Here is a 23,008-nt window from a genome sequence, read left to right on the forward strand (position 1 = left end):
ACGCCAGGCGATTCGGGGGAATTGACATGCGTGTGCACTTTCGCGGAACTCGTACCGGTTGCGCCGCGGAGCCGTTCGACGTTCCGGACGGCGGCGGCTTCGTCGGCATGCGGCGGGACCGGACCGGGTTGACGGTCGTGCTGTCGGCGGCGCCGCCGCCACCGTGCCCGGTCGTACTGCCCGACGGACCGCGCACTCGTCTGCCGCTCACCGAACTCGCCCGCTGCTTCGACTACGACGACGCCCGCCCGACCCGTATCGACATCGTGACCCGCACACTCGTCACGTGGGGAGACAGCCGCGCCGCGCGGGCCTACCGCACCCTGCTGGGTCCGCTCGCCCCGGCGTCGCACCGCAGCACCGCGCTCGTGGTGCACGTGGACCCGGACCGGTGCCCGGACGCCGTCGCGATCCGAGGCGGCGGATCCGTCGGGGCCCTCCGCACCGCGCTGTGGTGTGTGCGGCGGGTGATCGCCGCAGCGGCTCCGCACACTCGCCTGCGGCCGCTGACGGCCGCCGAGCTGTCGGCCGATGCGGCGTGGACCCTCCACGACGATTCGGTGACCGCGACGATCACCGCCACCGGGATCGACGGGACGTCGCCGCCGATCGGCGGCGACGGTCAGGTGATCGGTGCCGCCGACCACGGCTCGCCGGTCTGCCTGCGGATCGCCGGTCCTCGGGTCGAGCGCGTCGACGTCGCCGCCGATCCGCGCGTGGTCCGCCAGACCGTGGTCCGGCTCGCGGCCGTCGGAGTCCGCGGCCACGTTCTGACCGACCGACCCGGGGAGTGGTCGCCGCTGGTGCGCGCCGTCGCCGATCCGCTGCTGCTCGGGATGGGATCGACCGTTCCGCCGACCGCACAGGTATTGATCTGCGACGACGCCGAACCCGTCGCGCGAGCGCAACCGGGACTGACCGTGCTGCAGATCCACCGACGGGACAGGACGGAGCCGACCGGCGACTTCCTCCTCCGCCAGGACGTCGGCGACGCCTCGCTCCTGCATCTGGTGCCGCCCTGCGGCCCGCCGACGACGGTCCGCACGGTCACGACCGCGGCCGAACGGGAGCTGACCGGTTGACCCGTTCAGGGGACGAGAGCGCGGACGAACTCGGCGTCCGACGACGCCGCGTGCACCACGACGTCGGGATCGGCGTCGGCCAGCCACACGGCGTCGCAGGCGGACGCGGTCAGTTCGCCACCCGCACTCGACACGGTGACGCGCCCGCGCAGCACGGCGATGATCTGCGGGCCGGGCAGATCGGAGCTGATCGACGACGGCGCCTTCAGTCCGGTGCCGTCCAAGCGCACCCAGGAGAGCTGGAACTCCGGCGCGGGCGTCAGGTACACGTGCTCGGCGCCGACCACGCGTGTCTGCGGGGTCAGATCGTCGAGGCTGACCGGGGTGAAGTCGAGCACGCGCAGCAGTTCGGGGACATCGATGTGCTTGGGCGTCAGCCCGCCCCGAAGCACGTTGTCGGAGTTGGCCATCAGTTCCACCGCAGTCCCGTGCAGATAGGCGTGCAGGTTGCCCGCCGACAGATACAGGCCCTCCCCCGGCTGCAGGCGCAGCCGGTTCAGCAGCAACGACGCCAGCACGCCGGGATCCCCCGGATACGCCTCCCCGAGTTCGAGCAGCGAACGCAGCTCGAGCAGGAAACGGTCCTCTCCTCGCTCGAGCAGCCGCACCGCACCGGCCAGCACGTCTGGCACGAGCCCTCCGATCACCGAGTCGGGCAGGGTGAGCCAGGTGGTGAAGACCGCGCGCAGCCCGGTGTCGTCGGGCTGTCCGGCGAGCAGGCCGAGATACGGGTCCAGCGCCGGGACCTGCAGACTCCGCAGCAGTTCCACGGTCACGTTCGGATCCCGGAACCCGGCGAGGACGTCGAACTCAGTCAGGGCGACGACCAGTTCCGGCTTGTGCCACGCGTCCCGATAGTTCCGTTCGGGCGCGTCGAAGCGCAGCCCGAGCGAGTTCTCCCGTGCGAACCCCTCCGCGGCCTGGCCGGCGCTGGGGTGCGCCTGCAGCGACAGCGGCTCCTGGGCGGCGAGGATCTTGAGCAGATACGGCAGCCGCGGCCCGAACTCCTCGACCACGGCCGATCCGAGCTGGCCGACCGGGTCGGCCTCGATGAGCGTCATGAGATCGCCGCCGGAGTCGATCGTCGCGGGCGAGGCCGGATGCGCACCGAACCACAGTTCGGCCTCCGGGTGCGGCGACGGACTCGGCGCACCCCTCATCTCGGCGAGAGCGGTGCGCGAACCCCAGGCGTACGGCCGGATGGCACCGGCGAGCAGCTTCATCGCGCAGAGGCTCCCGTCAGTTCGAGGTAGGCGGCGGCGAAGTCCGCGCGGACCGCGATGGTCAGATAGGCCGTCAGGTCGGTCGGCGAGTCACCGAACTCGGCGGCGGCCGCGCCCCGACCGGACGACGCGGCCGGATCGTCGGGTGCGCCCGCCTGCTCGGTGACGACGTCGACGTCGCCGATGGCGCTCGTGCGCTGCTGCACACTCCACCGTCGGGCGACCGTCGTCGCCATCACGATCCGCGGCCGCTGCTGCGGCGGAGCATCGTCGAAGTCGGGGTCGTAGAAGATCGGGTCCACCGCGGCCCCGCTCCGTGCGGGGAGTCGGAGGCGGGCGAGCGCTCCGGCTTCGTCGACGGCCGCCGTTCCGATGCCGGCGACCGTGAACAGCGCGGTCGAGATCCGCTCGGCCAGGACGGTCGACGCCGGGGTGTCGCCGCTGAACACGGTGCGCGGGTCGTCGGCTCGCATCGCCAGGAGCTTGGCCTGATTGTGGAAGCTCTCCTGGGCCGGATGATCGGCCGTCGCCTCGGCGTCCAACGCGTCGGCGACGTCGTGCAGCGCGGGCGGCGCCGGGTGCAGCCGTACGGATCGGAAGGCCGCGCAGACCGCGACCAGCGCCGCCACCAGACGCACGAACGAGAACCGCGTGTCCGCGGGCAGCCGTGGCGAGAGGTCGGCGACGCGCTCGGTGCCGACCGCGTCCGCCAGCGGACCTTCGACCGGTACCGCGGCGACGAGTTCGGCGCGCCGACGCACCGCCCGGAGCGCGGCGTCGGCGTAGGCGCGATCGCCGGGATCGTCGCCGACGACCACCACCACGTCGAGCGGACCGATCCAGCCGGGCAGAGCCGGCGCGACGACGAGCGGAACGTCGATTCGGGACGCGAGGAGGGCGATCACGAACTCGGCGGCCTGCCGCGCCGTCGTCGACGATCCGGTCACGATGACGACGGCGCGGGGGCGCAGGTCCTCCAGCGGCGCGAGCACTCCCTCGGACACCGCGTGCGCGACGGCCCGCACGTGGGCCCCCGACGTGGCCGCGGCACGCAGCAGACCGTCGCGGTCAGCGGCGATGAAGCCGTCGACGTCGTCGAGGTCGCGGAGATGGGCAGACATGGGTTCTAGCCTAGCCGAGTACACGCGCTCGTCCTCGGACTCGACGCGCGCCCGTGTGACGGCGTCAGTCGACCGGATCGGGCAGTACGCGAAGGTGCGCTCGACGCCCCGGACGCGGGGTCGTCGGGGCCTGGGCGCTCGGCCGTTCGGCCGCGCGATGCCTGCCGCGCTGGGACTCGTCGAAGTCGGCATGGGCGCGGAACGACGGCCTCGACACCGGTGCGGCCGAACCGACCTCGCGGACCGAGTCCGCGAGCGCAGTCAGGTCCTGGTCTTCGGTGATCTGCGTGTATCCGCTGCCGACCCGCAGCATCTCCCAGCCGCGCGGGACGGTGATCCGGTCCGCGTGCTCGGCGCACAGATCCCACGAATGCGGTTCCTCGGCGCCCGCGAGGGGGCCGATGACCGCTGTCGACTCCGCGTACACGAAGGTCAGCGTGGCCACGGCCAGCTTCGAGCAGCCTGGGCGGCAGCACTGACGGGGGGAACTCACGTGACCACCCTATCGTGTCGGGTTCGCCGGGGCTCACCTCGACACGCGTACGCCCCGACGCCGCGACCGGCCGCGCGGCCGGGCCGCGCGGCGGCCGACCGACCCGAGCCCCGTAAACTCGGAGGCATGACGTTCCGGTTGGCACCCATGCAATCGGGTCCGCGACTGCTCGCACCGGCGCCGCGTCGTCTGCGGGACCGGCACGGACGCGGAATCCGCGGCCCGGTGTTCGCTCCCGGCATCCCGGCGCGCCGCACCAAGTCGGACGAGTTCGACGCGACCGCGGTGGAGGCGTTCGCCGACATCGACGCCCGCTGGCATGACGAATTGAGTGGACTCGACGTCGCCGTCGACGACATTCCCGGCATGCTGCCGCGCGGCGAGAACCCGGAGGACTGGGAACTGGTCACCTGGCCCGAGGAAGTCACCGCCGACGGCCCGGTCCCCCTGGCCCGGCTGATGCCCGCGGCCGTCGACGCGCAGGGACGCCCCACCCGTGCGCAGATCATCCTGTTCCGCCGCCCCCTCGAACTGCGCGCGACCGACGACGACCTGTTGGAGTTGCTGCGGGAGGTCCTCACCCAGCAGGTGGCCACCTACCTCGGAGTCGACGAGGACACCGTCGAAGACGGCCCCGAACGCTGAGCGCGGACAAGACGCCTGCCCGAGAACAGAGAAACGCCGGCGACAGCACTCCCACGGGAGCGGTCACCGACGTCGTCGATGAAGATGAATCAGAACTAGATGATGCCGCGCTTGAGACGTCGGCGTTCCCGCTCGGACATTCCACCCCAGATGCCGAACCGTTCGTCGTTGTGCAGCGCGTACTCGAGGCAGTCCGCCTTGACCTCGCAGCCCTGGCAGATGCGCTTGGCCTCGCGCGTGGAACCGCCCTTCTCGGGGAAGAACGCCTCCGGATCGGTCTGCGCGCACAGCGCGCGGTCCTGCCATTCGTCTTCTACTGCGTCGAACAGTGCCTCGAAATCGCTTGGTACAGCCGTGAGGTGTCCGAACCCCGAGCCGCTCGTGCGACTGGTCTGCTCAGCACCTTCGCCGTGTTCTAAAGTCATCTGCGGCGCCCTCCCTGCTTCGCTCCACCCTAAATGACACTGGTGTGATTACACACGGTGCCGACGGTGCGGGTCAAGCCGAACGCCGAGATTCATTAATAACATCGACTCGGCGAAAAACGCCGCGCGCACGAGAACGACCACGCCCGTCGGCGTGTCGGAGGCGCCTGACTACAGTGGGATCCCGTGAAGGTGACCGTACTCGTCGGGGGCGTCGGCGGCGCCCGTTTCCTCCAAGGCGTCAGGGAGCTCTTCGGCCCCACGCCGTTCCCGGGAGGAGACGGCGACCGGCCCGCGCACTCCGTGACCGCAATCGTCAACGTCGGCGACGACGCCTGGATGCACGGCGTCCGGATCTGCCCCGATCTGGACACGTGCATGTACACGCTGGGCGGGGGCATCGACACCGAACGCGGCTGGGGGCACCGGAACGAGACCTGGAACGCGAAGGAGGAGCTCGCCGCCTACGGCGCGGATCCCGACTGGTTCGGCCTCGGCGATCGCGATCTCGCGACGCATCTGATCCGCACGCAGATGCTCGATGCCGGCTTCGCCCTGTCGGACATCACCGCCGCACTGTGCAAGCGCTGGCAGCCCGGGGTCCGGTTGCTGCCGGTGACCGACGACCGACACGAGACCCACGTCGTGATCGACAATCCGGACGGCGAGCCCGGCGAGAAGGTCGCGATCCATTTCCAGGAGTGGTGGGTCCGCCATCGCGCCCAGGTCCCGACCCACGGGTTCGCCCAGGTGGGCAGCGACGACGCGAAGCCCGCGCCGGGTGTCCTCGACGCGATCGCCGACGCCGACGTCGTGCTGATGGCTCCGTCGAACCCGGTGGTCTCGATCGGTGCCATCACCAGCGTCCCCGGCATCCGCGCGGCGCTGCGCAACACCACGGCGCCCGTGGTCGGCGTCAGCCCGGTGATCGACGACAAGCCGCTGCGCGGCATGGCCGACGAGTGCCTGTCGGTGATCGGCGTCGAGACGTCGGCGGAGGCGATCGCCGCGCACTTCGGTGCGCGATCGGGCAACGGACTGCTCGACGGCTGGCTCATCGCCGACGGCGATTCGGCGAGCGTCGACGGCATCGCGATCGGCACCGCTCCCCTGCTGATGACCGATCCGGCGGCGACCGCCGACATGGTCCGCGCCGCATGTGCCCTCGTGGGGGTGACGACTCCGTGAGCGACCATCGCGCCGAAGACGGCCTCACGATCCTGCCCGTCACCGGACTGGGCGAGTTCGGTCCGGGCAGCGACGTCGCCGCCGAGATCACCGCGGCCGCACCCTGGCTCGAAAGCGGCGACGTCCTGGTGGTGACGAGCAAGATCTTCTCCAAGTCGGAGGGTCGGATGGTCGACGCCCCGACCGACCCGGACGAGCGCGACGCTTTCCGCCGCAAGCTGATCGACGACGAGACCGTGCGCATCGTCGCCCGGCGCAACCGAACGTTGATCACCGCCAACCGGAACGGCCTGGTGCAGGCCGCGGCGGGCGTCGACGGTTCCAACGTCCGCACCGATCAGATCGCCCTGCTGCCCCTCGACCCCGACGCGAGCGCGGCCGGGTTGCGCGCCGCGCTGGCCGAGCGCGGTCTCGACGTCGCGGTGATCGTCACCGACACGATGGGCCGCGCCTGGCGCACCGGACAGACCGACGTCGCGATCGGCGCGGCCGGGCTCGCCGTGAGCCACTCCTACGACGGCGTCGACGACGCCTACGGCAACACGCTGATGGTCACCGATATCGCGGTGGCCGACGAACTCGCCGCCGCCGCGGATCTGGTCAAGGGCAAACTCGACGGGGTTCCGGTGGCCGTCGTACGGGGCTACACACCGATCGAGGACGGTTCCTGCGCCCGCGACCTGGTGCGCGACCTCGATGACGACATGTTCCGCCTCGGCGTCGAGGAGGCTCTCGCCCAGGGGCGGCGCGAGGCGATCCTGACACGGCGGTCGGTCCGCGCGTTCACCGACGACGCGGTGCCCGACGAGGTGATGAACGCGTCGTTCGCCGACGCGCTCACCGCACCCGCCCCGCATCACACGCATCCGATCCGTTTCCTGTGGCTGCGCGACACCGACCGCCGTCGCACGCTGCTCGATGCGATGTCGTCGGCGTGGCGCGCCGACCTGTCCGGCGACGAGAAGACGTCCGAGTCGATAGCCAGACGGGTGGCACGCGGTCGGATCCTGTACGACGCACCGGAACTGGTGATCCCGGTGCTCACCGGCGACGGGATGCACACCTATTCCGACGACCGACGCAACGCCTGCGAGAACACCATGTTCACCGTCGCGGGCGGGGCCGCGGTGTCCGGCCTCCTCGTCGCCCTCTCGGTGCGCGGAGTGGGCAGCTGTTGGGTCGGGTCGACGATCTTCGCCGCGTCGACCGTCCTCGACGTGCTCGATCTCCCCGCGCACTGGCAGCCGCTCGGCGCGGTGGCGATCGGCTACCCGGCTGCCGAGGCCGGACTGCGCGAGCCCGCGGCGATCGACGGGCTGGTGATGACGCTGTGAGCATCACCGCCGCGACCCGGTCGATCCTGCGGGACTGGGACGCGCCCGACCCCGAACAGGAAGCGCTGCGGCACACCATGCTGGCCTTCGTCGACGCGGCGCCGGACCCGTGCATGCGGGTCTGCGTCCCGGGGCACATCACCGGATCGGTGATCGTCTTCGACGCGAGCCTGACCCACGTGCTGTTGACCCTGCACCCCCGCGTCGGCAAGTGGATCCAGCTCGGCGGGCACTGCGAACCGGGCGACGCCAGCGTCGCCGCCGCCGCGCTCCGCGAAGGCCTCGAGGAGTCCGGCCTGCCGTCGCTGCGCCTGACCGACGCGCCGGTGCACCTGCACACGCATCCGATCACCTGCTCGCTGGGCGTGGCGACCCGCCACCTCGACGTGCGTTTCGCCGCCGTCGCCGAACCGACGCCCGACGGCTCCCTGCCCGCGATCGTCCGCAGCGACGAGTCCGTCGACCTCGCCTGGTGGCCCGTCGACGATCTGCCCGCCGACGTCGACGCCGAGACGATTCCGGTGCTGGTCCGACTCGGCGGCGCGGCGCTGAGGTGACCCCGACCGCACCCCCGAGCGTGACGAGCACGTGAACTCTGGGTGAGCTGTCACCGACGATCGTCGAACGAGTTCCGCTATGTCTGATTGCCCGTCGCTATCGTCCGAACAGTGGAATCAACGGGCAAGTGGGTGGCGCCCACGGCTTTCGGCGCCGCCGCCGTCGTGGCCGCGTGCGGCGTCGGCTTCTACCTCCTGCAGGATCGCTCCGACGGATCCGAGTCGGACACGTCGTCGACGATCGACCTGTCGTTGGGCGAGTGCGGTGCTCCGTCGCGCCCGGTGTCCGCCGGACCCGCCGTGTTCGCGATCCACAACACGTCGTCGCGGCCGGTCACCGTGCATCTCGCCGACGACGACTCCGCCGTCTACGCCGAACTCGAAGACGTCGGCCCCGGCGTCACCCGCCCGCTCCAGGTTCCGCTCGGCTCGGGCGCCTACCACTTCGTCTGCCTGTTCACCGAGCGGGTGGCCCGCAACGGCGCACGATTCACGGTCGCGGGCGACGTCCCCCGCGGACCGGCGGCGCGAGCCCTGTCCGTTCAGGATCTGACGCCCGCGACCCTCGCGTACCAGCGCTGGATCACCGACCGACTTCCGCGGCTGCGCACCGGGGTCGCAGCCGTCGAGACCGCGGGCGACGTCGACTCCGCCCGCCGTGCCTGGACGGACGCGCATCACCTGTATGAGACGCTCGGCGCCGCCTACGGCGCATTCGGCGACTGGGACGCTCGGATCAACGGCGACGACGGCGGATTCGCTCGGCTGCAGGCCGCGCTCTGGGGGCGGAGCCCACACCTCGACGCGACGGCGGCCGTCGATCTCACCGCGGCCGTCGACGGGCTGATCGCCGACTCCGGGGCACTGGCCGTCGCGCCGCTCGACATCGGCCTGCGCGCACACGAGATCATCGAGAACACCATCGAGCACACGCTGTCCGGCGACGACGATCTGGGCGCCCATGCGGCGTTGAACACCGCGGACGCCAACCTGATCGGCACGCGCACCCTCCTCGACGTCCTCGATCCCCTGCTGCACGAGCGGTACCCGGAGCTGCCGCGGACCCGGGCCGCACTCGACCGGGCTCGGGCGGTCACCGCGGACCTCGCGGCACGGCACGGCGGCGTCGCCCTGGCGGATCTGCCCCGCGCCGACCGGGACCGCCTCAATGCGGCGTTCGGCGAACTCGTCGAACGCCTGGCCCCGGTCGCCGTCATCACCGACGTCCGGAGGACCCGATGAACGTGAGCCGTCGCGGCTTCCTCGCCGCGGGACTGTCCGGAATGGCCGGCGCGGCCGCCGGATCGGTCCTCGCGCAGCACTCGCCCGCGGCCGGCGCGACACCCGCCACCGATCAGCCGTTCGCGTCGTATCTGGCCGTCGACCTGGCGACGCGGACCCCGTCCGAGACCGACGATCTCCTGCGGGCTCTCACCGATCGGATCACGACCCTGCACCGGACGACGACACCGAACAACCGCAGCATCGCCACCGCGCCCGCGGACCCCGGAACGCTGGGTCCGACGGTCGCGCCCGGGCGTCTGACCACCAACATCGGCTACGGCGCGAGCTTCTTCGATCGCTGGCACACCGACCGACGACCGCGCGGGCTGACGCCGATGCGCGAGTTCCCCGACGACGGACTCGACCGCGACCGCTGCGACGGCGACCTCCTCCTGGAGATCCGAGCGGGCGAATCGGACGAGGTCTCCTACGCCGTTCGCGAACTGCTGCGCGCGGGCCGCGGCGGGATGACGGTCCGCTGGCAGCAGGAGGGCACCGTGCCGCCGCCGCGACCGGCAGGTGCTCCGCGCAACCACCTCGGTTTCAAGGACGGCACCGCGAACCTGACGGCGGAGGACTTTCCGACCCACGTGTGGCTCGACGGGACCGAGCAGCCGTGGACCAGGGGCGGGACATTCGTCGTCGTCCGACTGATCCGGATGCTGACCGAGTTCTGGGATCGGATCTCGGTGACCGAACAGGAGCAGATCTTCGGCCGCGATCGCGGCACCGGCGCACCGCTGGACGGCAGCGTCGAAACCGACGTCCCGCACTACGCCGACGACCCGACCGGCGACGTCATTCCGCTGACATCGCACATCCGCAAGGCGAATCCGCGCACGGCCGACAGCGACGCGTCTCGGATCTTCCGCCGCACCTACAACTATTCGGCCGGCGTGCTGCCCGACGGCGAGCTCGACCTGGGACTGATCTTCACCTGCCTGCAGCGCGACATCGCCGGGCAGTTCGAAACCGTGCAGGAACGTCTGGCCGGTGAACCGCTGGTGGACTACATCACGCCGTTCGGCGGCGGCTACTTCTATCTTCCGCCTCGGGAACCGGGGATGGACGCGTCAACCATTGGAGGACTCCTGTGAAACGCTCACCGGCCCGCAGCGCTTCAAGACTCGCCCGATCCGCAGGTCTGGTCGGCGCCGCCGCCCTGACCTTCGCGGTCGGCTCCGTCGCCGCACCGGCCGCACTGGCCGACCCCGACGACACCGCGACCCCGATCAAGCACGTCGTCGTGCTCTTCGACGAGAACGTCTCGTTCGACCACTACTTCGGCACCTACCCGAACGCCGCGAACACGCCCGGCGAGAAGCTGCAGGGGTCGGGCACCGCCGCCCCCGCCTTCCACGCCGCCCCCGGCACACCGACCGATGTCGACACCTTCACCCACGCCGGCCTCGCCGGGGACGCGAACCCGAACACGTACAAGCCCTTCCGCTTCTCCCCCGAGCAGGCGATCACCTGCGACCAGAACCACGAGTACTTGGCCGAGCAGAAGTCGTTCGACAACGGGAAGATGGACAAGTTCGTCGAGTTCACCACCAAGGACAAGTGCGCGTCCGACGGTGAGGACATGTACGAACACCCAGGCTCGGTGATGGGCTACTACGACGGCAACACCGTCGCCGGGATGTGGAACTACGCTCAGAACTTCACCATGAACGACAACTACTGGAGCACGGTCTTCGGTCCGAGCACCCCGGGCGCACTCAACCTGATCTCCGGACAGACGTTCGGCGTCCGCTCCTACGATCCGACCACCCGACAGCGGACGGACAAGCCCGACGAGGCCGTGGTCGCCGCGCCGACCGCCGACGGCGTCGGCACCGTCATCGAGGACCCGGACCCGCTGTACGACGACTGTTCGAACAAGAACCTGACCTCGGACGACTCGCTTGCGGCGATGGACGGCAAGAACGTCGGCGACCAGCTGAACGCGAAGTCGGTCACCTGGGGCTGGTTCCAGGGCGGCTTCCGTCCGTCGAAGGCCGCGGGCGACGGGACGGGCGCTCAGTGCTCCACCACCCACACCAACGTCGCGGGCAACGCCGTCGTCGACTACAGCCCGCACCACAACCCGTTCTCGTACTACGAGTCGACGGCCAACAGGCATCACGTCGCTCCGAAGGACATCGACGAGATCGGGCACGACGGCCAGGCCAACCACAACTACGACCTCACCGACTTCGACGAGGCGCTCGACGCGGGCAGACTGCCCGCCGTGAGCTTCTTGAAGGCGCCCGAGTACCAGGACGGCCACGCCTCGTACTCCGATCCGCTCGACGAGCAGACCTTCGTCACCAGCTACGTCAACAGGCTGCAGCGCTCGCCCGACTGGTCGTCGACGGCCGTCGTGATCGCCTACGACGACTCCGACGGCTGGTACGACCACAGGCCGCCGACCATCCTGTCCGGGTCGAAGAACACCGAGTTCGACTCCACGATCTGCTCGGACGCGACGGCGCCCGCGATCGGCGGCGACGAACTGCGCTGCGGCCCCGGCTCACGACAGCCGTTCCTGCTGATCTCACCGTTCGCTCGTAAGAACGTCGTCGATCACACGCCGATCGAGCAGGCCTCGATCCTGAAGTTCGTGCAGGACAACTGGCGCCTCGGTCGGATCGACGGCTCGGCCGACGAACGCTCCGGGAAGATCGACGCCATGTTCGACTTCGCGCATCCGCGCACCGACAAGGTCTGGCTCGATCAGGTGACCGGCGCCGTCGTCGCCGACGCGCCGCCCGCCGACCAGGGCGCGCAGAAGGCCGACGTCGCCTCGTCGAGCGAGGAGCCCGCACCGACCGCCGAGGCCTCCGACGACGATTCGAGCCACACCGGACTGTGGGTCGGCGTCATCGTCGCCGTCATCGTGGTGGTCCTCATCGCCATCGGCGCGTGGTCGATGGTGAGCCGCCGCAAGGGCTGAGGTCGTTCGCCGCCCCTACTCCACCGCAACGTTCTTGCCCACGCACACCACGCCGCCGGCGCTGACCTGGAAGAGTTCGCGGTCGTGGGTGAGGTCGACGCCGATCTGACCGTCGTCGGCGACGGTGACGTTCTTGTCGAGGATCGCGTTGCGGACCACGGCGTTGCGGCCGATCCGCACCCCCGGCATCAACACGCTGCCCTGCACCACGGCGCCCTCGTCGATGACGACGTCGTTCGAGAGCACCGAGTTGTGCACGGTGGCTCCGGAGACGATGCAGCCCTGCCCCACCATGGAGTCGTTCGCCGAACCGCCCTTGACGAACTTCGCCGGCGGCAGCAGGCTGGTCGCGCCGCGGATCGGCCAGCTCTGGTTGTAGAGGTTGAACACCGGGTTCTCCGAGACCAGGTCCATGTGCGCGTCGTAGAAGGAGTCGATGGTGCCGACGTCGCGCCAGTATCCCTTGTCCCGTGGAGTCTCTCCCGGGATGGCGTTGTCGTTGAAGTCGTACACGTACGCTCCGCCGGAGGCGACGAATGCCGGGATGATGTCGCCGCCCATGTCGTGATCGGAGTCCGGATCGGCCGCATCGGCTTTGAGCGCGTCGACGAGTCTGTCGGCGGTGAACACGTAATTGCCCATCGACGCATACGTCACATCGGGATCACCGGGGGTGCCGGGCGGGTCGCTCGGCTTCTCCACGAACGCGGTGATGCGGTTCTCGTCGTCGGAGTCGATGCAGCCGAACGCGAACGCCTCCTTACGCGGAACTCGGATGCCCGCGACCGTGACGTCCGCCCCGGACGCGATGTGCTCGGCGACCATCTGCGACGGGTCCATCCGGTACACGTGGTCGGCGCCGAAGACGACGATGTAATCGGGCTTCTCGTCGTCGATCAGATTCATCGACTGGAAGATCGCGTCGGCGCTGCCGGTGTACCACCGCGGTCCGAGACGCTGCTGCGCGGGGACGGGCGTGATGTACTCGCCGTGAAAGCCGGACACCCACCAGTGCTGCGAGATGTGCCGGTCCAGCGAGTGCGACTTGTACTGGGTGAGCACGCAGATACGCTCGTAACCACCGTTGACCAGGTTCGACAGCACGAAGTCGATCAGCCGGTACGACCCGCCGAACGGCACCGCAGGCTTGGCCCGATCCATCGTGAGCGGGTAGAGCCGCTTGCCCTCCCCACCGGCGAGGACGATTCCGAGCACGTGCGGTTTTGTTCTCACTGTTCAAACATATCGGCCCGGCGCGTAGGCGACCACCCGACCGCGCGAACCCGCGTCATCGACGCCGCGCGACGGTGAGCGTCACATCGAGCGTCGCGGCCACCGATCCGTCGCCCGCCAGTGCGCGGGCGGCGGCGGCGAGTTCGTCTCGAGTGCGGTGGAATCCGGCGGGCCCCATGCCCGCGACGTCGGCCAGACGAGAGGCGGACAACTCGCGCCGAGCCGTGACGACGCTGGTCTGTTCGACGACGAAGTCGGCGCGCAGATCCGCCTCGAGCCGGTCCGACTTGCCCTCGCCCACGCGCAGCATGCCCATCGGTTCGACGATCTCCGCGAGGTGGCCGGGATTCGGGGTGACGATCACCCAGGCTCCGCCCGGCGCGAGGACGCGAGCGGTCTCGGCGGGATTGCGCGGGGCGAACACCGACAGGACGCGTGCGGCGACGCCGTCGGCGATCGGTATCGCCGACCACAGGTCGGCGACCACCGATATCGCACGCGGATGGACTCGGGCCGCGGCACGCGCACACGCCTTCGACAGGTCCAGACTCACCCCGATCCGCTCGGAGCCGCCGAGTGCGGCGGCGAGGTAGGCCCCGGTACCGCCCGCCGCGTCCACGACGATCCCCGGCGCGGGGTCGATGCAGGCCCGCGCCACCGCGTCCTGCAGCGGGGAGTACAGACCGTCGGCGAAGACTCGTGTGCGAGCGGTCACCATGTCCGCGGTGTCGGAGCGATGGGCGGTGCCCCTGCCGCTCAGCAGCGACACGTAGCCCTGGCGGGCGAGATCGAAGCGGTGACCGGTCGTGCAGCCGAGCACTCGGTCGGTGAGCAGCAGCTCGCCCGAGCAGATCGGGCAGATCAGATGGGCGGCGGCGAACAGATCCGCCGGTCGGCCGCTCAGGCAATGACCTCGCGGAGAGCCTCGCCGAGGGCGCCGGCCTCTTCGTCGTTCAGTTCGACGACGAGTCGTCCGCCGCCGTCGATCGGAATGCGTACGACGATCCCACGACCTTCCTTGACCGCTTCCATCGGGCCGTCGCCCATCCGTGGCTTCATCGCCGCCATGCCGGTGCTCCCTCCAACGATTCACTGACTCGTCCATGATACGTGCAGCGCACAGCGGCATGTGAGTCAGTGCCGGAAGAACTTACTCATTCGTCAATATTGCGAACCTGGACGGTCGGCATGGTTCCGGTGTCGGCGACGTCGCGACCGGACAGTTCTTGGACCACGTCGCGCAGTTCGTCGATCTCGCGGGCCAGCTTCTCCAGCGCCCAGTCGACCTCGACGGCCTTGTAGCCACGGAGGGTCTGCGCGAACACGAGTCCGCGGACGTCGTCGCCACTGATGCCGGCGCGCGGCAGTCTGGTCAGTGTGGTGTCGCGGCCGACGGGCGGCAGATCTTCGCCGCGGCCGAAGACGAACCACACGATCGCGAAGATCAGCGCGACCAGTACGGCCACGCCGATCACATACAGTCCGATGATCGCCACGTGACTAGCCTAGCCGCGCCGCGTCGAACACCGCCGGATCGAGATCGATGACCGGTGGCCTCTCGTCGCGCATCAAGTCGGTGGTGTGCGGGGCGAAACCCCCGGTGTCATCCGGGATGAACTGGGTCAGCCCGATCCCGGAGTCGGTGATGCCGCAGCGGTCCAGCAGGGTCGCGACGATCTGTCGACTCATCACCGCGAGGTCGCGCAGCGAACGGTTGCGGTGTTGGCGCACACCGAGATTCACCTGCCCGATGCCGGCGAGACCGTAGCGGTCGTAGGTGTCGACGAGCAGTCCGATCTCGACGCCGTATCCGGGGGCGAAGCGCACCGAGGCGAGTAGTTCGCGGGTGCCCGCGTACTCTCCGCCGAGCGGCTGCAGCACCTCCCCGAGTTCGGGTTTGAGCGCGGTCAGCAGCGGCCGCGCGAGCAGTTCGGTGACCCGTCCGCCTCCGGAGGCCTCGTGGGTCGCCCCGGTCAGCAGCGGCCGCCGGTAGTAGCCCTTCACGAGGTGGATGTCCGAGTCGGCGAGCAGCGGGCCGAGCATCTTCGGCACGAACATCGGGTCGGGATCGATCAGGTCCGCGTCGACGAAGGCGATCAGGTCACCGGTCGTCGCGGCCAGCGAACGCCACAGCGCCTCCCCCTTGCCGGGTAGCGGCGCCAGACCGGGGATCGCCTCCTCCCGGGTCACCACGCGCGCACCCGCGGCGCGGGCCCGCCGCGCGGTGTCGTCGGTGCAGCCGGAGTCGACGACGACGAGTTCGTCGACGAGCGAACCGACCAGCGGGGCGATCGTCGCGATGACGCCGGCGACGGTGTCCTCCTCGTCGAGCGCGGGCAGCACCACCGACACGGTGCGCTCGCCCTTGGCCGCGACGAGGTCGTCGACGCTCCACTCCGGGTGATCCCAGGTGTGCGTGTGCGACCAGCGGGCCTCCCCCTCGCCGCGGTCGGTCCAGTCGTGGTTCACGCCAGACCTCGCACGGTGCGGGAGGGGGGACGGGTGCCCGCGATCGAGGCCACCATGTCGACCACGCGCCGCGTGTCCGCCACCTCGTGGACACGGAAGATGCGAGCGCCGGCCGCCGCGGCGAGCGCCGTCGCCGCCAGAGTGCCCGCCACCCGTTCCTCGAGCCCGACGCCGAGCGTCTCGCCGATGAAGTCCTTGTTCGACAACGCCATCAGGACCGGCCACCCGGTGCCGACGAGCCGGTCGATCTCTCGCAGCAGCGCCAGACCGTGATGGGTGTTCTTCCCGAAATCGTGCGTCGGGTCGATCAGGATGCCGTCCTCGCGGACCCCCGCGGCCCGGGCGCGCGCCGCGGCCTCGGTCACCTCGGTCACCACGTCGGCGACGACGTCGTCGTAGGCGACCCGATGCGGACGCGTGCGTACCACGGCACCGCCCGTGTGCGAACAGACGATGCCCGCGCCGGCCTGCGCCGCGACGCCCACCAGAGCGGGGTCGACGCCTGCCCACGTGTCGTTGATGATGTCGGCGCCGGCCTCGCACGCGGCGGCCGCCACCTCTGCGCGCCAGGTGTCGACACTGATCAGCAGGTCCGGGTGCGCATCGCGGATCCACGCGATGAGCGGGACCACGCGGCCGGCCTCCGCGACGGCGTCGACGTGTTCACCGGGGCCCGCCTTGACGCCGCCGATGTCGACGATGTCGGCGCCCTGCGCCACGACCGCGTCGACTCGCGCCTTGGCGGCATCGTCGGAGAAGGTGGCTCCCCGGTCGTAGAACGAGTCCGGTGTGCGGTTGACGATCGCCATGACGAGAGCACGGTCGGTGGCGACGGACCGACCGGCCAGGGTCGATCCGGCCGGGCCGACCGAAGGGGCGAGACTCACGGATTCACCCTACGGGGCGTGTCCGATCGGTTCAGCGCGGGGCCTTCGCCGCCGCCACGTCGGCCACGTAGCCGTCGTAGAACGGCACGTATCCGTCGGCGCGGCCGGCGAGCACCCACACCTCGTCGTCGCCGGTGTCGGTGAAGCCCGCGTCGCGCAACTCCACCTTGCGGTTCTTGAACGTCGAGGTGACCTCGATCTCGGGCACGAACCGGATGAACAGCGGCACCGCATACGACGGGAGTTCGGCGTACAGATGCGCGGCGAGCGCCTTCGGATCGGGACGGTCGCCGTCGACGGTCACCGCGACCATGCCCGCCTTCCCGTCGCACCCGGGGACCTCGACGCCGAATGCGACCGCGCCGGACACGCCGTCGGCGGTGTCGACGGCGCTCTCGACCTCGGTGGTCGCCACGTTCTCGCCCTTCCAGCGGAAGGTGTCGCCGAGTCGGTCGACGAAGGTGATGTGCGAGAAGCCGATCTGGCGGACCAGGTCGCCGGAGTTGAAGTAGGCGTCGCCCGATTTGAACGCGTCTCGGATCACCTTCTTCTCCGTCTCGGCGGCGTCGGTGTAGCCGTCGACGGGGACGCGGTCGCTGATCTCGGAGATCAGCAGGCCCGGCTCGCCCTTGGGCATCTGCCGCAGCCGTCCCCGTTCGTCGCGTTTGGCGGTGCCGTCGGGGTTGTAGTCGACCACCTTGAACGGCAGCGGGCAGAACCCGGCGGTGCGTTTGACGCCGAACGCGTTGACGAAGGCGAGATTCAGTTCGCTGGCACCGTAGAACTCGACGATCCGCTCGATGCCGAATCGCTGCTCGAACTCGTCCCAGATCTCCGGTCGCATCCCGTTGCCGATGATCACGCGGATCGAGTGCCTGCGGTCGGTCGGTTTGGGCGGCTGCGCCAGCAGGTAGCGGCAGAGCTCCCCGATGTAGGTGAACGACGTCGCCCGGTTCTCGATGATCTCGTCCCAGAACCGCGAGGCCGAGAACTGCTTGCTCAGCGCGATGCACGCGCCACCGGCCAGGACCGCGCCGAGCGAGACCGACAACGCGTTGTTGTGGTACAGCGGCAGAGCGACGTACATGGTGTCGGAGGGCCGCAGACGCACGGCCAGGCCGCCGATGCCGGAGTAGTTGGCCAGCCAGCGGTTGTGGCTCATCACGCTGGCCTTGGGCAGACCGGTGGTGCCGGAGGTGAAGATGTAGAAGGCGAGGGTCGAGGCGGGCAGGGTGGCGGTGACCGCCGGGTCGGCCTCCGACTCGCCTTCGGCGGCCGCGTCGAGCGCCGAGAAGTCGAGGACGTGCTCGGGGTGGGAGGTCGGCGTCATCGAGTCGAACGCCTCGGCGCACTCGGGATCGGTCAGCAGGACCTTGGCGTTCAGCAACGACATGCTGTGGTCGATCACATGACCGCGCTGGTTGTAGTTGAGCATGCCCGCGACGGCGCCCAGTTTGAGCGTGGCGAGGATAACCATGAGGTCGGTCGGGCTGTTCTTCGACAGGATGCCGACGACGTCGCCGACGCCGACGCCGCGCCCGGCCAGCACCGCCGCATACCGGTTCACCTGACGGTTCACCTCGCCGTACGACGACGATTCCCCATGCCAGCGGATGAACGGCCGATCGGGATGGTCGGCGGCCAGCCTGGCGAAGATCTGGCCGATGGTGTTCTTCTTGTCGCCGGACCGGAAAACCAGGCCGGGAGCGTGCCGGGCCATCGACGGAAGGTCCGGGACCATAGCGACGACGCCTTTGAGTAGATCGGCGACACCGACCTTCGTGGGCACTGTGTTCATCCTTGCTTCACTCCTCCCGACATGCGAATGCGCAACACCTTACCGGTGAGTCAGCTCAGCGACGGCATCGGCTGCCGTCTCGACGACGATGAGTCGCTCGAGTGACCTGGCCGACACGAATCCGCGGGAGCTCAGATCGTCGAGCCAGGCCAGCATCGGATCGTAGAAGCCGCGGTGGTTCACCATGATGACGGGTTTGTCGTGCTCACCGAGATACCCGCCGGTCCAGGTCTCGAAGAACTCTTCGAGAGTGCCGATGCCCCCGGGCAGGGTGATGAACGCGTCGGACCGCTCCTCCATCAGCCGTTTGCGCTCCCGCATGGTCTCGGTGACGACCATCTCGTCGGCGTCGAGGTCGGCGACCTCCTTGGCCATCAGATGCTCGGGGATGATGCCGAGCGTCGAACCGCCCGCCGCACGCGCCGCACGGGCCACACTCCCCATCATCGAGACGTTGCCACCGCCGGAGACCAGGGTGAATCCGGCCTCGGCGATCGCCGTCCCGGTGTCGGCGGCCAGTCGCAGGTACTCGGCGTCGACGGGGCCGGACGCACAGTAGACGCAGACGGCGCGGACGGTGTCGCTCATGCGCGGACCGCCTTCTCACACACCGCGCGCACGGCCTCCGCCGGGGTGTCGACGAGCGTCACCAGGTCCAGGTCGCCGGACGAGATCTTGCCCTCGGCGACGAGCGTCGTCCGGATCCAGTCCACCAGCGGACCCCAGAAGTCGCGGCCGATGAGCACGATCGGAAACCTGAGCACCTTGCCGGTCTGGACCAGCGTGAGCGCCTCCGACAGTTCGTCGAGGGTGCCGAATCCGCCCGGGAGGCAGACGAAGGCCTGCGCGTACTTGACGAACATAGTCTTACGGACGAAGAAGTAGCGAAAGTTCATGGCGAGCGTCAGGTACGGGTTCATGTGCTGCTCGAACGGCAACTCGATGTTCAACCCGATCGACGGTGCACCCGCCTCGTACGCGCCCTTGTTGGTCGCCTCCATCGCCCCGGGTCCGCCTCCGGTGATGACGGCGAAGCCGGCCTCGCCGAGGAGTCTGCCGAGTTCGACGGCGCGCTCGTATCCGGGACTGCCGGGCTCCTCGCGCGCCGATCCGAACACGGTGACCGCTTCCGCGACGTCCTCGAGAGCGTCGAATCCGGCGACGAACTCGGACTGTATCCGCAGGACGCGCCACGAGTCCCGGACGGTGCGGTGCGCGCGGTGATCGGGATTGCGCGGATCGACCCACTGGAGCAGCCCCCGATCGGTCGGCACCTGCTCGGCGTTCCCCGGCAGCCGCACCTGCGCCGCACCGACCTGGCGCACCACCTCGGCGGGTACGTCGTCGTCGAGCTGGGACTGCGCCGGGCGCGGATCGTCTGCCATGGCGGAAACGGTACCAATCGAGGCGCCCGACGACCTCGCGACGACTCTCGCGCGCCCGGACGGGTAGTACGCCCGGGGCTGAGGATCCCGCTCAGGCCTCACCCCTGTGCGGTTCGCGGCACCCCGGTGCGCACACGCCCGCCCCCGAGCGCGAACGACCGTGTGTTCAGCGCGGCAGCACCTCGAACACCGGCATGCCCGGCGCGGCGTCGAGGATCTGCTCGTCGGTGGAGTCGGGCGCCAGACCCTCGTCGAACGCCGACACCTGCCACGCCCAGCGCGTCAGGTATTCGCGGACGAGTTCCGGTTTGCGATCGTCGCCGAGTTCGACGAGCGTCACCGGCTCGACGCGGCGCCCGCGGCGCAACGACACCTCTCCTCCGGCCCGCACGTTCCGCACCCATTGCGTGCGACCGCGCGCAGCGACGAGGTAGCGGGCACCGTGGAGCTGGAGCACGTTCACCGGCGTCCTGCGGAGTTCTCCGCTCGTCCGCCCGGGCACCTGGAGGTCGTGGCAGCCGTTCGGCGCGACTCCGATGCGGGCGAGGACGCCCACGAACTTGTTGACGGCGATGTTCAGACGCCCGGTCGGGGCGACGTAGCGGTCGGTCGTGTTGTCGGTCATCGGTCTACTCCTGGAAGTCTCGATAGGGCGGCGCGAGCGCCGCGAGATTGACGATCAGCGAGAACACCGCGAACCCCCAGACGAGACCGGGCCTGGCCCCCGCGACGGCGAGCAGACCCGCCGCCAGCGAGTACAGACCGATCTTGACCAGGGCCTTCGCGACCGCCGAATCGACGACGGCCTGCGGGGACGCGAACCACGCCCAGAGCGCCACGGCGATGACGACCGCCGCTGCGGCCGCGACCAGACCGATCACCCCGCGACCGGCGATCTGCCACGTCGCGCCGCCGAGCACGGCGAGCATCAGCAGTTCGCTGACGAACACGAGGGTGGCGAGTCCCCACAGGTAGACGGTCACGACCACTCCTTATTGGTGAACAGTGTTCTCGAATTGAGAGTAGATCCACGGATGCGGAAAATCAAGAACACCGTTCACGTTTCTGGGGAGGCGTGCGACGATGGACTCGATGAGCACCCCAGACGACCCCGGCATCAGGGCCCGCAAGCGCGCGGGTATCGAGACCGAGCTGCGCGAGGTGGGCCGCAGGCATCTCGCCGAACACGGTGCCGCCGCGCTGTCGTTGCGGGCCGTCGCTCGCGACATGAATCGGACGCCGTCGTCGCTGTACCGGTACGTGCGCAATCGGGACGAGTTGCTGACGGTGCTCATCGTCGAGGCGTACGACGACCTCGGCGACGCGATCGACGCCGACGTCGAATCCCGCCGCACACCGCGCACGCGGTTCGTCGCGTTCGCCGATGCGCTCCGGCGCTGGGCGATCGATCACCCCAGCGAGTACGCGCTCCTCTACGGATCCCCCGTGCCCGGCTACCACGCTCCGGTGCAGGCGACGGCCCGTGCGGGCACGCGCCCGATTCTCGCACTCGCCGCGATCTCCGCCGCCGTCGCCGAACCGCCCGCCGTCGTCGGCACCGATCCGAAGACTCAGTCGACGGCGATCGCCGCGCTGTCCGGACTCGCCGCCGAACCGGAGGTCCGTGCGGTCGGGTTGTCGCCCGCCATGCTCACACGGGCGCTGACCGTGTGGAATCTGCTGCTCGGGTCGATCTCATCGGAGGTCTTCGAGCAGATGGGTCCCACCACGGACCGCCCCGACCGGGTGTGGGCGGGCGTCGTCGATCTGGGGGCCGCGCTGCTGTTCGGTTGACGTCCTGCGCGACTGCTCCGTCACCGCGAGTCCGCGGCCCCGACTCAGCGCGAGAGGTACGCCCGCAGCATGGCCGTCACCCGAGTGATCTGCTCGACGGGAACCCGTTCGTCGACCCGGTGGGCCAGACTCGGATCACCGGGGCCGAGGTTCACCGCGGGAATGCCGAGCGCGGAGAACCGGGAGACGTCGGTCCAGCCGTACTTGGCGCGAAAGCGCCCGTCGGCGGCGTCCACGAGCGCGGCGGCCGCCGGATGTGCCAACCCGGGCAGCGCACCCGCGGCGGAGTCGGTGATCTCAGCGGACACCGCGCCCGAGTCCAGGTCCGCGGCGAAGACGTCGCGGACGTGGTCGAACGCCTGCTCGGGGCTGCGGTCGGGCGCGAAGCGAAAGTTGACGTCGACGTACACCTCGTCGGGCACCACGTTGCCGGCCACTCCTCCGTGCACGGCCACCGCCGACAGGCCCTCGCGGTACTCGCAGCCGTCGATGTCGACCCGCCGCGGCTCGTAGGCGGCGAGCGTCTGCAGGAGACCACCGATCTTGTGGATCGCGTTGTCGCCCATCCATGCCCGCGCCGAGTGCGCGCGTGTGCCGGTCGCGGTGAGGCGGACGCGCAGGGTGCCTTGGCAACCGGCCTCGATGAGTCCGGCGGTCGGCTCGCCGAGGATCGCGACGTCGCCGACGAGCCAGTCCGGCAGTTCGCGTTCGATCGTGCCCAGTCCGTTGAACTCGGCGGCGATCTCCTCGCAGTCGTAGAAGATCAGCGTGATGTCGTGTGCCGGATCGTCGAGTGTGGCGGCCAGATGCAGGAACACCGCGTCGCCGGACTTCATGTCGACGGTGCCGCAGCCGTGCAGCACGTCGCCTTCCTCTGCGGTGTCGGTGCGGCGCGACGGCACGTTGTCGACGATCGGCACCGTGTCGAGGTGCCCGGCCAGGATGACTCTGGAGTCGCGGCCTCGGTCGGTGCGCGCCAGCACGCAGTTTCCCCGGCGGATCACCTCGAAACCGACGGTCTGCGCACGCAGCGCCTGTTCGACGGCGTCGGCGATCACCGACTCGTCGCGACTGACGCTCGGGATGTCGACGAGCTGTGCGGTCAGTTCGATCGGATCGGCGGTCAGGTCCAGACTCGGAGTGGTCACAGTG

General features: G+C 69.9%; 25 protein-coding genes. 9 read left to right on the forward strand and 16 right to left on the reverse strand.

Translation table 11 applies throughout. The annotated features are described in order from the left end of the window. The first annotated feature begins 26 nt into the window (after window positions 1-26). Window positions 27-1,082: a type VII secretion protein EccE gene (locus BKA16_RS19055; RefSeq protein ID WP_183372149.1), complete on the forward strand. Its 1,056-nt coding sequence runs from the start codon at window positions 27-29 to the stop codon at window positions 1,080-1,082. A gap of 5 nt (window positions 1,083-1,087) precedes the next feature. Here the strand turns inward: BKA16_RS19055 and manA are convergent, their stop codons facing one another. The 3 genes from manA to BKA16_RS19070 form a co-directional block, all read right to left on the reverse strand. Next, window positions 1,088-2,305: a mannose-6-phosphate isomerase, class I gene (manA, locus tag BKA16_RS19060; RefSeq protein ID WP_183372150.1), complete on the reverse strand. Its 1,218-nt coding sequence runs from the start codon at window positions 2,303-2,305 to the stop codon at window positions 1,088-1,090. Further along, a complete protein-coding gene (locus BKA16_RS19065) occupies window positions 2,302-3,426 on the reverse strand; it encodes a hypothetical protein (protein ID WP_183372151.1) in 1,125 nt (374 codons plus the stop codon). The genes manA and BKA16_RS19065 overlap by 4 nt, the downstream gene beginning before the upstream one ends. Before the next feature lie 64 nt (window positions 3,427-3,490). Beyond that, window positions 3,491-3,919, reverse strand: a complete 429-nt coding sequence (locus BKA16_RS19070) for a DUF3499 family protein (protein ID WP_183372152.1) — start codon at window positions 3,917-3,919, stop codon at window positions 3,491-3,493. Window positions 3,920-4,045: 126 nt separating this feature from the next. Between BKA16_RS19070 and BKA16_RS19075 the strand changes: the two genes are divergently transcribed. Further along, entirely contained in the window at window positions 4,046-4,564 is a 519-nt protein-coding gene (locus BKA16_RS19075; protein ID WP_183372153.1) for a metallopeptidase family protein, read from the forward strand. A gap of 95 nt (window positions 4,565-4,659) precedes the next feature. Here the strand turns inward: BKA16_RS19075 and BKA16_RS19080 are convergent, their stop codons facing one another. Continuing rightward, window positions 4,660-4,989, reverse strand: a complete 330-nt coding sequence (locus BKA16_RS19080; RefSeq protein WP_246371823.1) for a WhiB family transcriptional regulator — start codon at window positions 4,987-4,989, stop codon at window positions 4,660-4,662. Window positions 4,990-5,175: 186 nt separating this feature from the next. Between BKA16_RS19080 and cofD the strand changes: the two genes are divergently transcribed. The 6 genes from cofD (at window position 5,176) to BKA16_RS19110 (ending at window position 12,290) form a co-directional block, all read left to right on the forward strand. Continuing rightward, entirely contained in the window at window positions 5,176-6,177 is a 1,002-nt protein-coding gene (gene cofD / locus BKA16_RS19085) for a 2-phospho-L-lactate transferase (RefSeq protein WP_183372154.1), read from the forward strand. Beyond that, window positions 6,147-7,511 (forward strand): coenzyme F420-0:L-glutamate ligase, encoded by a 1,365-nt coding sequence (locus tag BKA16_RS19090; protein ID WP_183372155.1) that lies wholly within the window; start codon window positions 6,147-6,149, stop codon window positions 7,509-7,511. Before cofD ends, BKA16_RS19090 begins: the two co-directional genes overlap by 31 nt. Continuing rightward, on the forward strand, window positions 7,508-8,068 hold the full coding sequence (locus BKA16_RS19095) for an NUDIX hydrolase (RefSeq protein WP_343067516.1): 561 nt from the start codon (window positions 7,508-7,510) through the stop codon (window positions 8,066-8,068). Before BKA16_RS19090 ends, BKA16_RS19095 begins: the two co-directional genes overlap by 4 nt. Window positions 8,069-8,179: 111 nt before the next feature. Next, window positions 8,180-9,310 carry an EfeM/EfeO family lipoprotein gene (locus tag BKA16_RS19100; RefSeq protein WP_183372156.1) on the forward strand — a complete coding sequence of 377 codons (1,131 nt, stop codon included), beginning with the start codon at window positions 8,180-8,182 and terminating at the stop codon, window positions 9,308-9,310. Further along, a complete protein-coding gene (locus tag BKA16_RS19105; RefSeq protein ID WP_183372157.1) occupies window positions 9,307-10,449 on the forward strand; it encodes a Dyp-type peroxidase in 1,143 nt (380 codons plus the stop codon). Before BKA16_RS19100 ends, BKA16_RS19105 begins: the two co-directional genes overlap by 4 nt. Continuing rightward, window positions 10,446-12,290, forward strand: a complete 1,845-nt coding sequence (locus BKA16_RS19110; protein WP_183372158.1) for an alkaline phosphatase family protein — start codon at window positions 10,446-10,448, stop codon at window positions 12,288-12,290. Before BKA16_RS19105 ends, BKA16_RS19110 begins: the two co-directional genes overlap by 4 nt. Before the next feature lie 15 nt (window positions 12,291-12,305). On the opposite strand, the gene glgC is transcribed toward BKA16_RS19110, so the two are convergent. From glgC to BKA16_RS19165, 11 genes are all read right to left on the reverse strand, one after another. After that, complete coding sequence (gene glgC, locus BKA16_RS19115; protein ID WP_183372159.1) at window positions 12,306-13,523, reverse strand: glucose-1-phosphate adenylyltransferase; 1,218 nt, start codon at window positions 13,521-13,523, stop codon at window positions 12,306-12,308. 55 nt (window positions 13,524-13,578) lie between these two features. After that, on the reverse strand, window positions 13,579-14,427 hold the full coding sequence (locus BKA16_RS19120) for a putative RNA methyltransferase (RefSeq protein ID WP_343067621.1): 849 nt from the start codon (window positions 14,425-14,427) through the stop codon (window positions 13,579-13,581). Next, on the reverse strand, window positions 14,424-14,591 hold the full coding sequence (locus tag BKA16_RS19125; RefSeq protein ID WP_183373186.1) for a DUF3117 domain-containing protein: 168 nt from the start codon (window positions 14,589-14,591) through the stop codon (window positions 14,424-14,426). Before BKA16_RS19125 ends, BKA16_RS19120 begins: the two co-directional genes overlap by 4 nt. Before the next feature lie 86 nt (window positions 14,592-14,677). Continuing rightward, a complete protein-coding gene (locus BKA16_RS19130; RefSeq protein ID WP_183372160.1) occupies window positions 14,678-15,019 on the reverse strand; it encodes a DivIVA domain-containing protein in 342 nt (113 codons plus the stop codon). A gap of 4 nt (window positions 15,020-15,023) precedes the next feature. Continuing rightward, window positions 15,024-15,992, reverse strand: coding sequence for a glucosyl-3-phosphoglycerate synthase (locus BKA16_RS19135; protein WP_183372161.1), 969 nt, complete (start codon window positions 15,990-15,992; stop codon window positions 15,024-15,026). Then, a complete protein-coding gene (gene folP, locus BKA16_RS19140) occupies window positions 15,989-16,801 on the reverse strand; it encodes a dihydropteroate synthase (RefSeq protein ID WP_183373187.1) in 813 nt (270 codons plus the stop codon). The genes BKA16_RS19135 and folP overlap by 4 nt, the downstream gene beginning before the upstream one ends. A gap of 109 nt (window positions 16,802-16,910) precedes the next feature. Further along, window positions 16,911-18,677 (reverse strand): long-chain-acyl-CoA synthetase, encoded by a 1,767-nt coding sequence (locus BKA16_RS19145; RefSeq protein ID WP_183372162.1) that lies wholly within the window; start codon window positions 18,675-18,677, stop codon window positions 16,911-16,913. 39 nt (window positions 18,678-18,716) lie between these two features. After that, complete coding sequence (locus BKA16_RS19150) at window positions 18,717-19,265, reverse strand: LOG family protein (RefSeq protein WP_183372163.1); 549 nt, start codon at window positions 19,263-19,265, stop codon at window positions 18,717-18,719. After that, entirely contained in the window at window positions 19,262-20,062 is an 801-nt protein-coding gene (locus tag BKA16_RS19155; protein ID WP_183372164.1) for an LOG family protein, read from the reverse strand. The genes BKA16_RS19150 and BKA16_RS19155 overlap by 4 nt, the downstream gene beginning before the upstream one ends. A gap of 166 nt (window positions 20,063-20,228) precedes the next feature. Continuing rightward, complete coding sequence (locus tag BKA16_RS19160) at window positions 20,229-20,687, reverse strand: nitroreductase/quinone reductase family protein (protein WP_183372165.1); 459 nt, start codon at window positions 20,685-20,687, stop codon at window positions 20,229-20,231. Window positions 20,688-20,691: 4 nt separating this feature from the next. Then, window positions 20,692-21,045, reverse strand: a complete 354-nt coding sequence (locus BKA16_RS19165) for a DUF2568 domain-containing protein (RefSeq protein ID WP_343067518.1) — start codon at window positions 21,043-21,045, stop codon at window positions 20,692-20,694. Between the two features lie 109 nt (window positions 21,046-21,154). Between BKA16_RS19165 and BKA16_RS19170 the strand changes: the two genes are divergently transcribed. Further along, window positions 21,155-21,856, forward strand: a complete 702-nt coding sequence (locus tag BKA16_RS19170) for a TetR/AcrR family transcriptional regulator (protein WP_183372166.1) — start codon at window positions 21,155-21,157, stop codon at window positions 21,854-21,856. Between the two features lie 44 nt (window positions 21,857-21,900). Here the strand turns inward: BKA16_RS19170 and dapE are convergent, their stop codons facing one another. Further along, window positions 21,901-23,004 carry a succinyl-diaminopimelate desuccinylase gene (gene dapE / locus BKA16_RS19175; RefSeq protein ID WP_183372167.1) on the reverse strand — a complete coding sequence of 368 codons (1,104 nt, stop codon included), beginning with the start codon at window positions 23,002-23,004 and terminating at the stop codon, window positions 21,901-21,903. Window positions 23,005-23,008: the final 4 nt, after the last annotated feature.

Origin of the sequence: Gordonia humi (assembly GCF_014197435.1) — a bacterium.
GTDB lineage: Bacteria > Actinomycetota > Actinomycetes > Mycobacteriales > Mycobacteriaceae > Gordonia > Gordonia humi.

Coding starts and splice junctions, on each gene's coding strand:
- folP (WP_183373187.1), bottom strand. CDS start 16,801: ATGGCGATCGTCAACCGCACACCGGACTCGTTCTACGACCGGGGAGCC.
- BKA16_RS19170 (WP_183372166.1), top strand. CDS start 21,155: ATGAGCACCCCAGACGACCCCGGCATCAGGGCCCGCAAGCGCGCGGGT.
- manA (WP_183372150.1), bottom strand. CDS start 2,305: ATGAAGCTGCTCGCCGGTGCCATCCGGCCGTACGCCTGGGGTTCGCGC.
- BKA16_RS19155 (WP_183372164.1), bottom strand. CDS start 20,062: ATGGCAGACGATCCGCGCCCGGCGCAGTCCCAGCTCGACGACGACGTA.
- BKA16_RS19160 (WP_183372165.1), bottom strand. CDS start 20,687: ATGACCGACAACACGACCGACCGCTACGTCGCCCCGACCGGGCGTCTG.
- BKA16_RS19145 (WP_183372162.1), bottom strand. CDS start 18,677: ATGAACACAGTGCCCACGAAGGTCGGTGTCGCCGATCTACTCAAAGGC.
- BKA16_RS19075 (WP_183372153.1), top strand. CDS start 4,046: ATGACGTTCCGGTTGGCACCCATGCAATCGGGTCCGCGACTGCTCGCA.
- BKA16_RS19080 (WP_246371823.1), bottom strand. CDS start 4,989: ATGACTTTAGAACACGGCGAAGGTGCTGAGCAGACCAGTCGCACGAGC.
- BKA16_RS19055 (WP_183372149.1), top strand. CDS start 27: ATGCGTGTGCACTTTCGCGGAACTCGTACCGGTTGCGCCGCGGAGCCG.
- BKA16_RS19125 (WP_183373186.1), bottom strand. CDS start 14,591: ATGGCGGCGATGAAGCCACGGATGGGCGACGGCCCGATGGAAGCGGTC.
- BKA16_RS19150 (WP_183372163.1), bottom strand. CDS start 19,265: ATGAGCGACACCGTCCGCGCCGTCTGCGTCTACTGTGCGTCCGGCCCC.
- BKA16_RS19090 (WP_183372155.1), top strand. CDS start 6,147: ATGTGCCCTCGTGGGGGTGACGACTCCGTGAGCGACCATCGCGCCGAA.
- BKA16_RS19065 (WP_183372151.1), bottom strand. CDS start 3,426: ATGTCTGCCCATCTCCGCGACCTCGACGACGTCGACGGCTTCATCGCC.
- BKA16_RS19105 (WP_183372157.1), top strand. CDS start 9,307: ATGAACGTGAGCCGTCGCGGCTTCCTCGCCGCGGGACTGTCCGGAATG.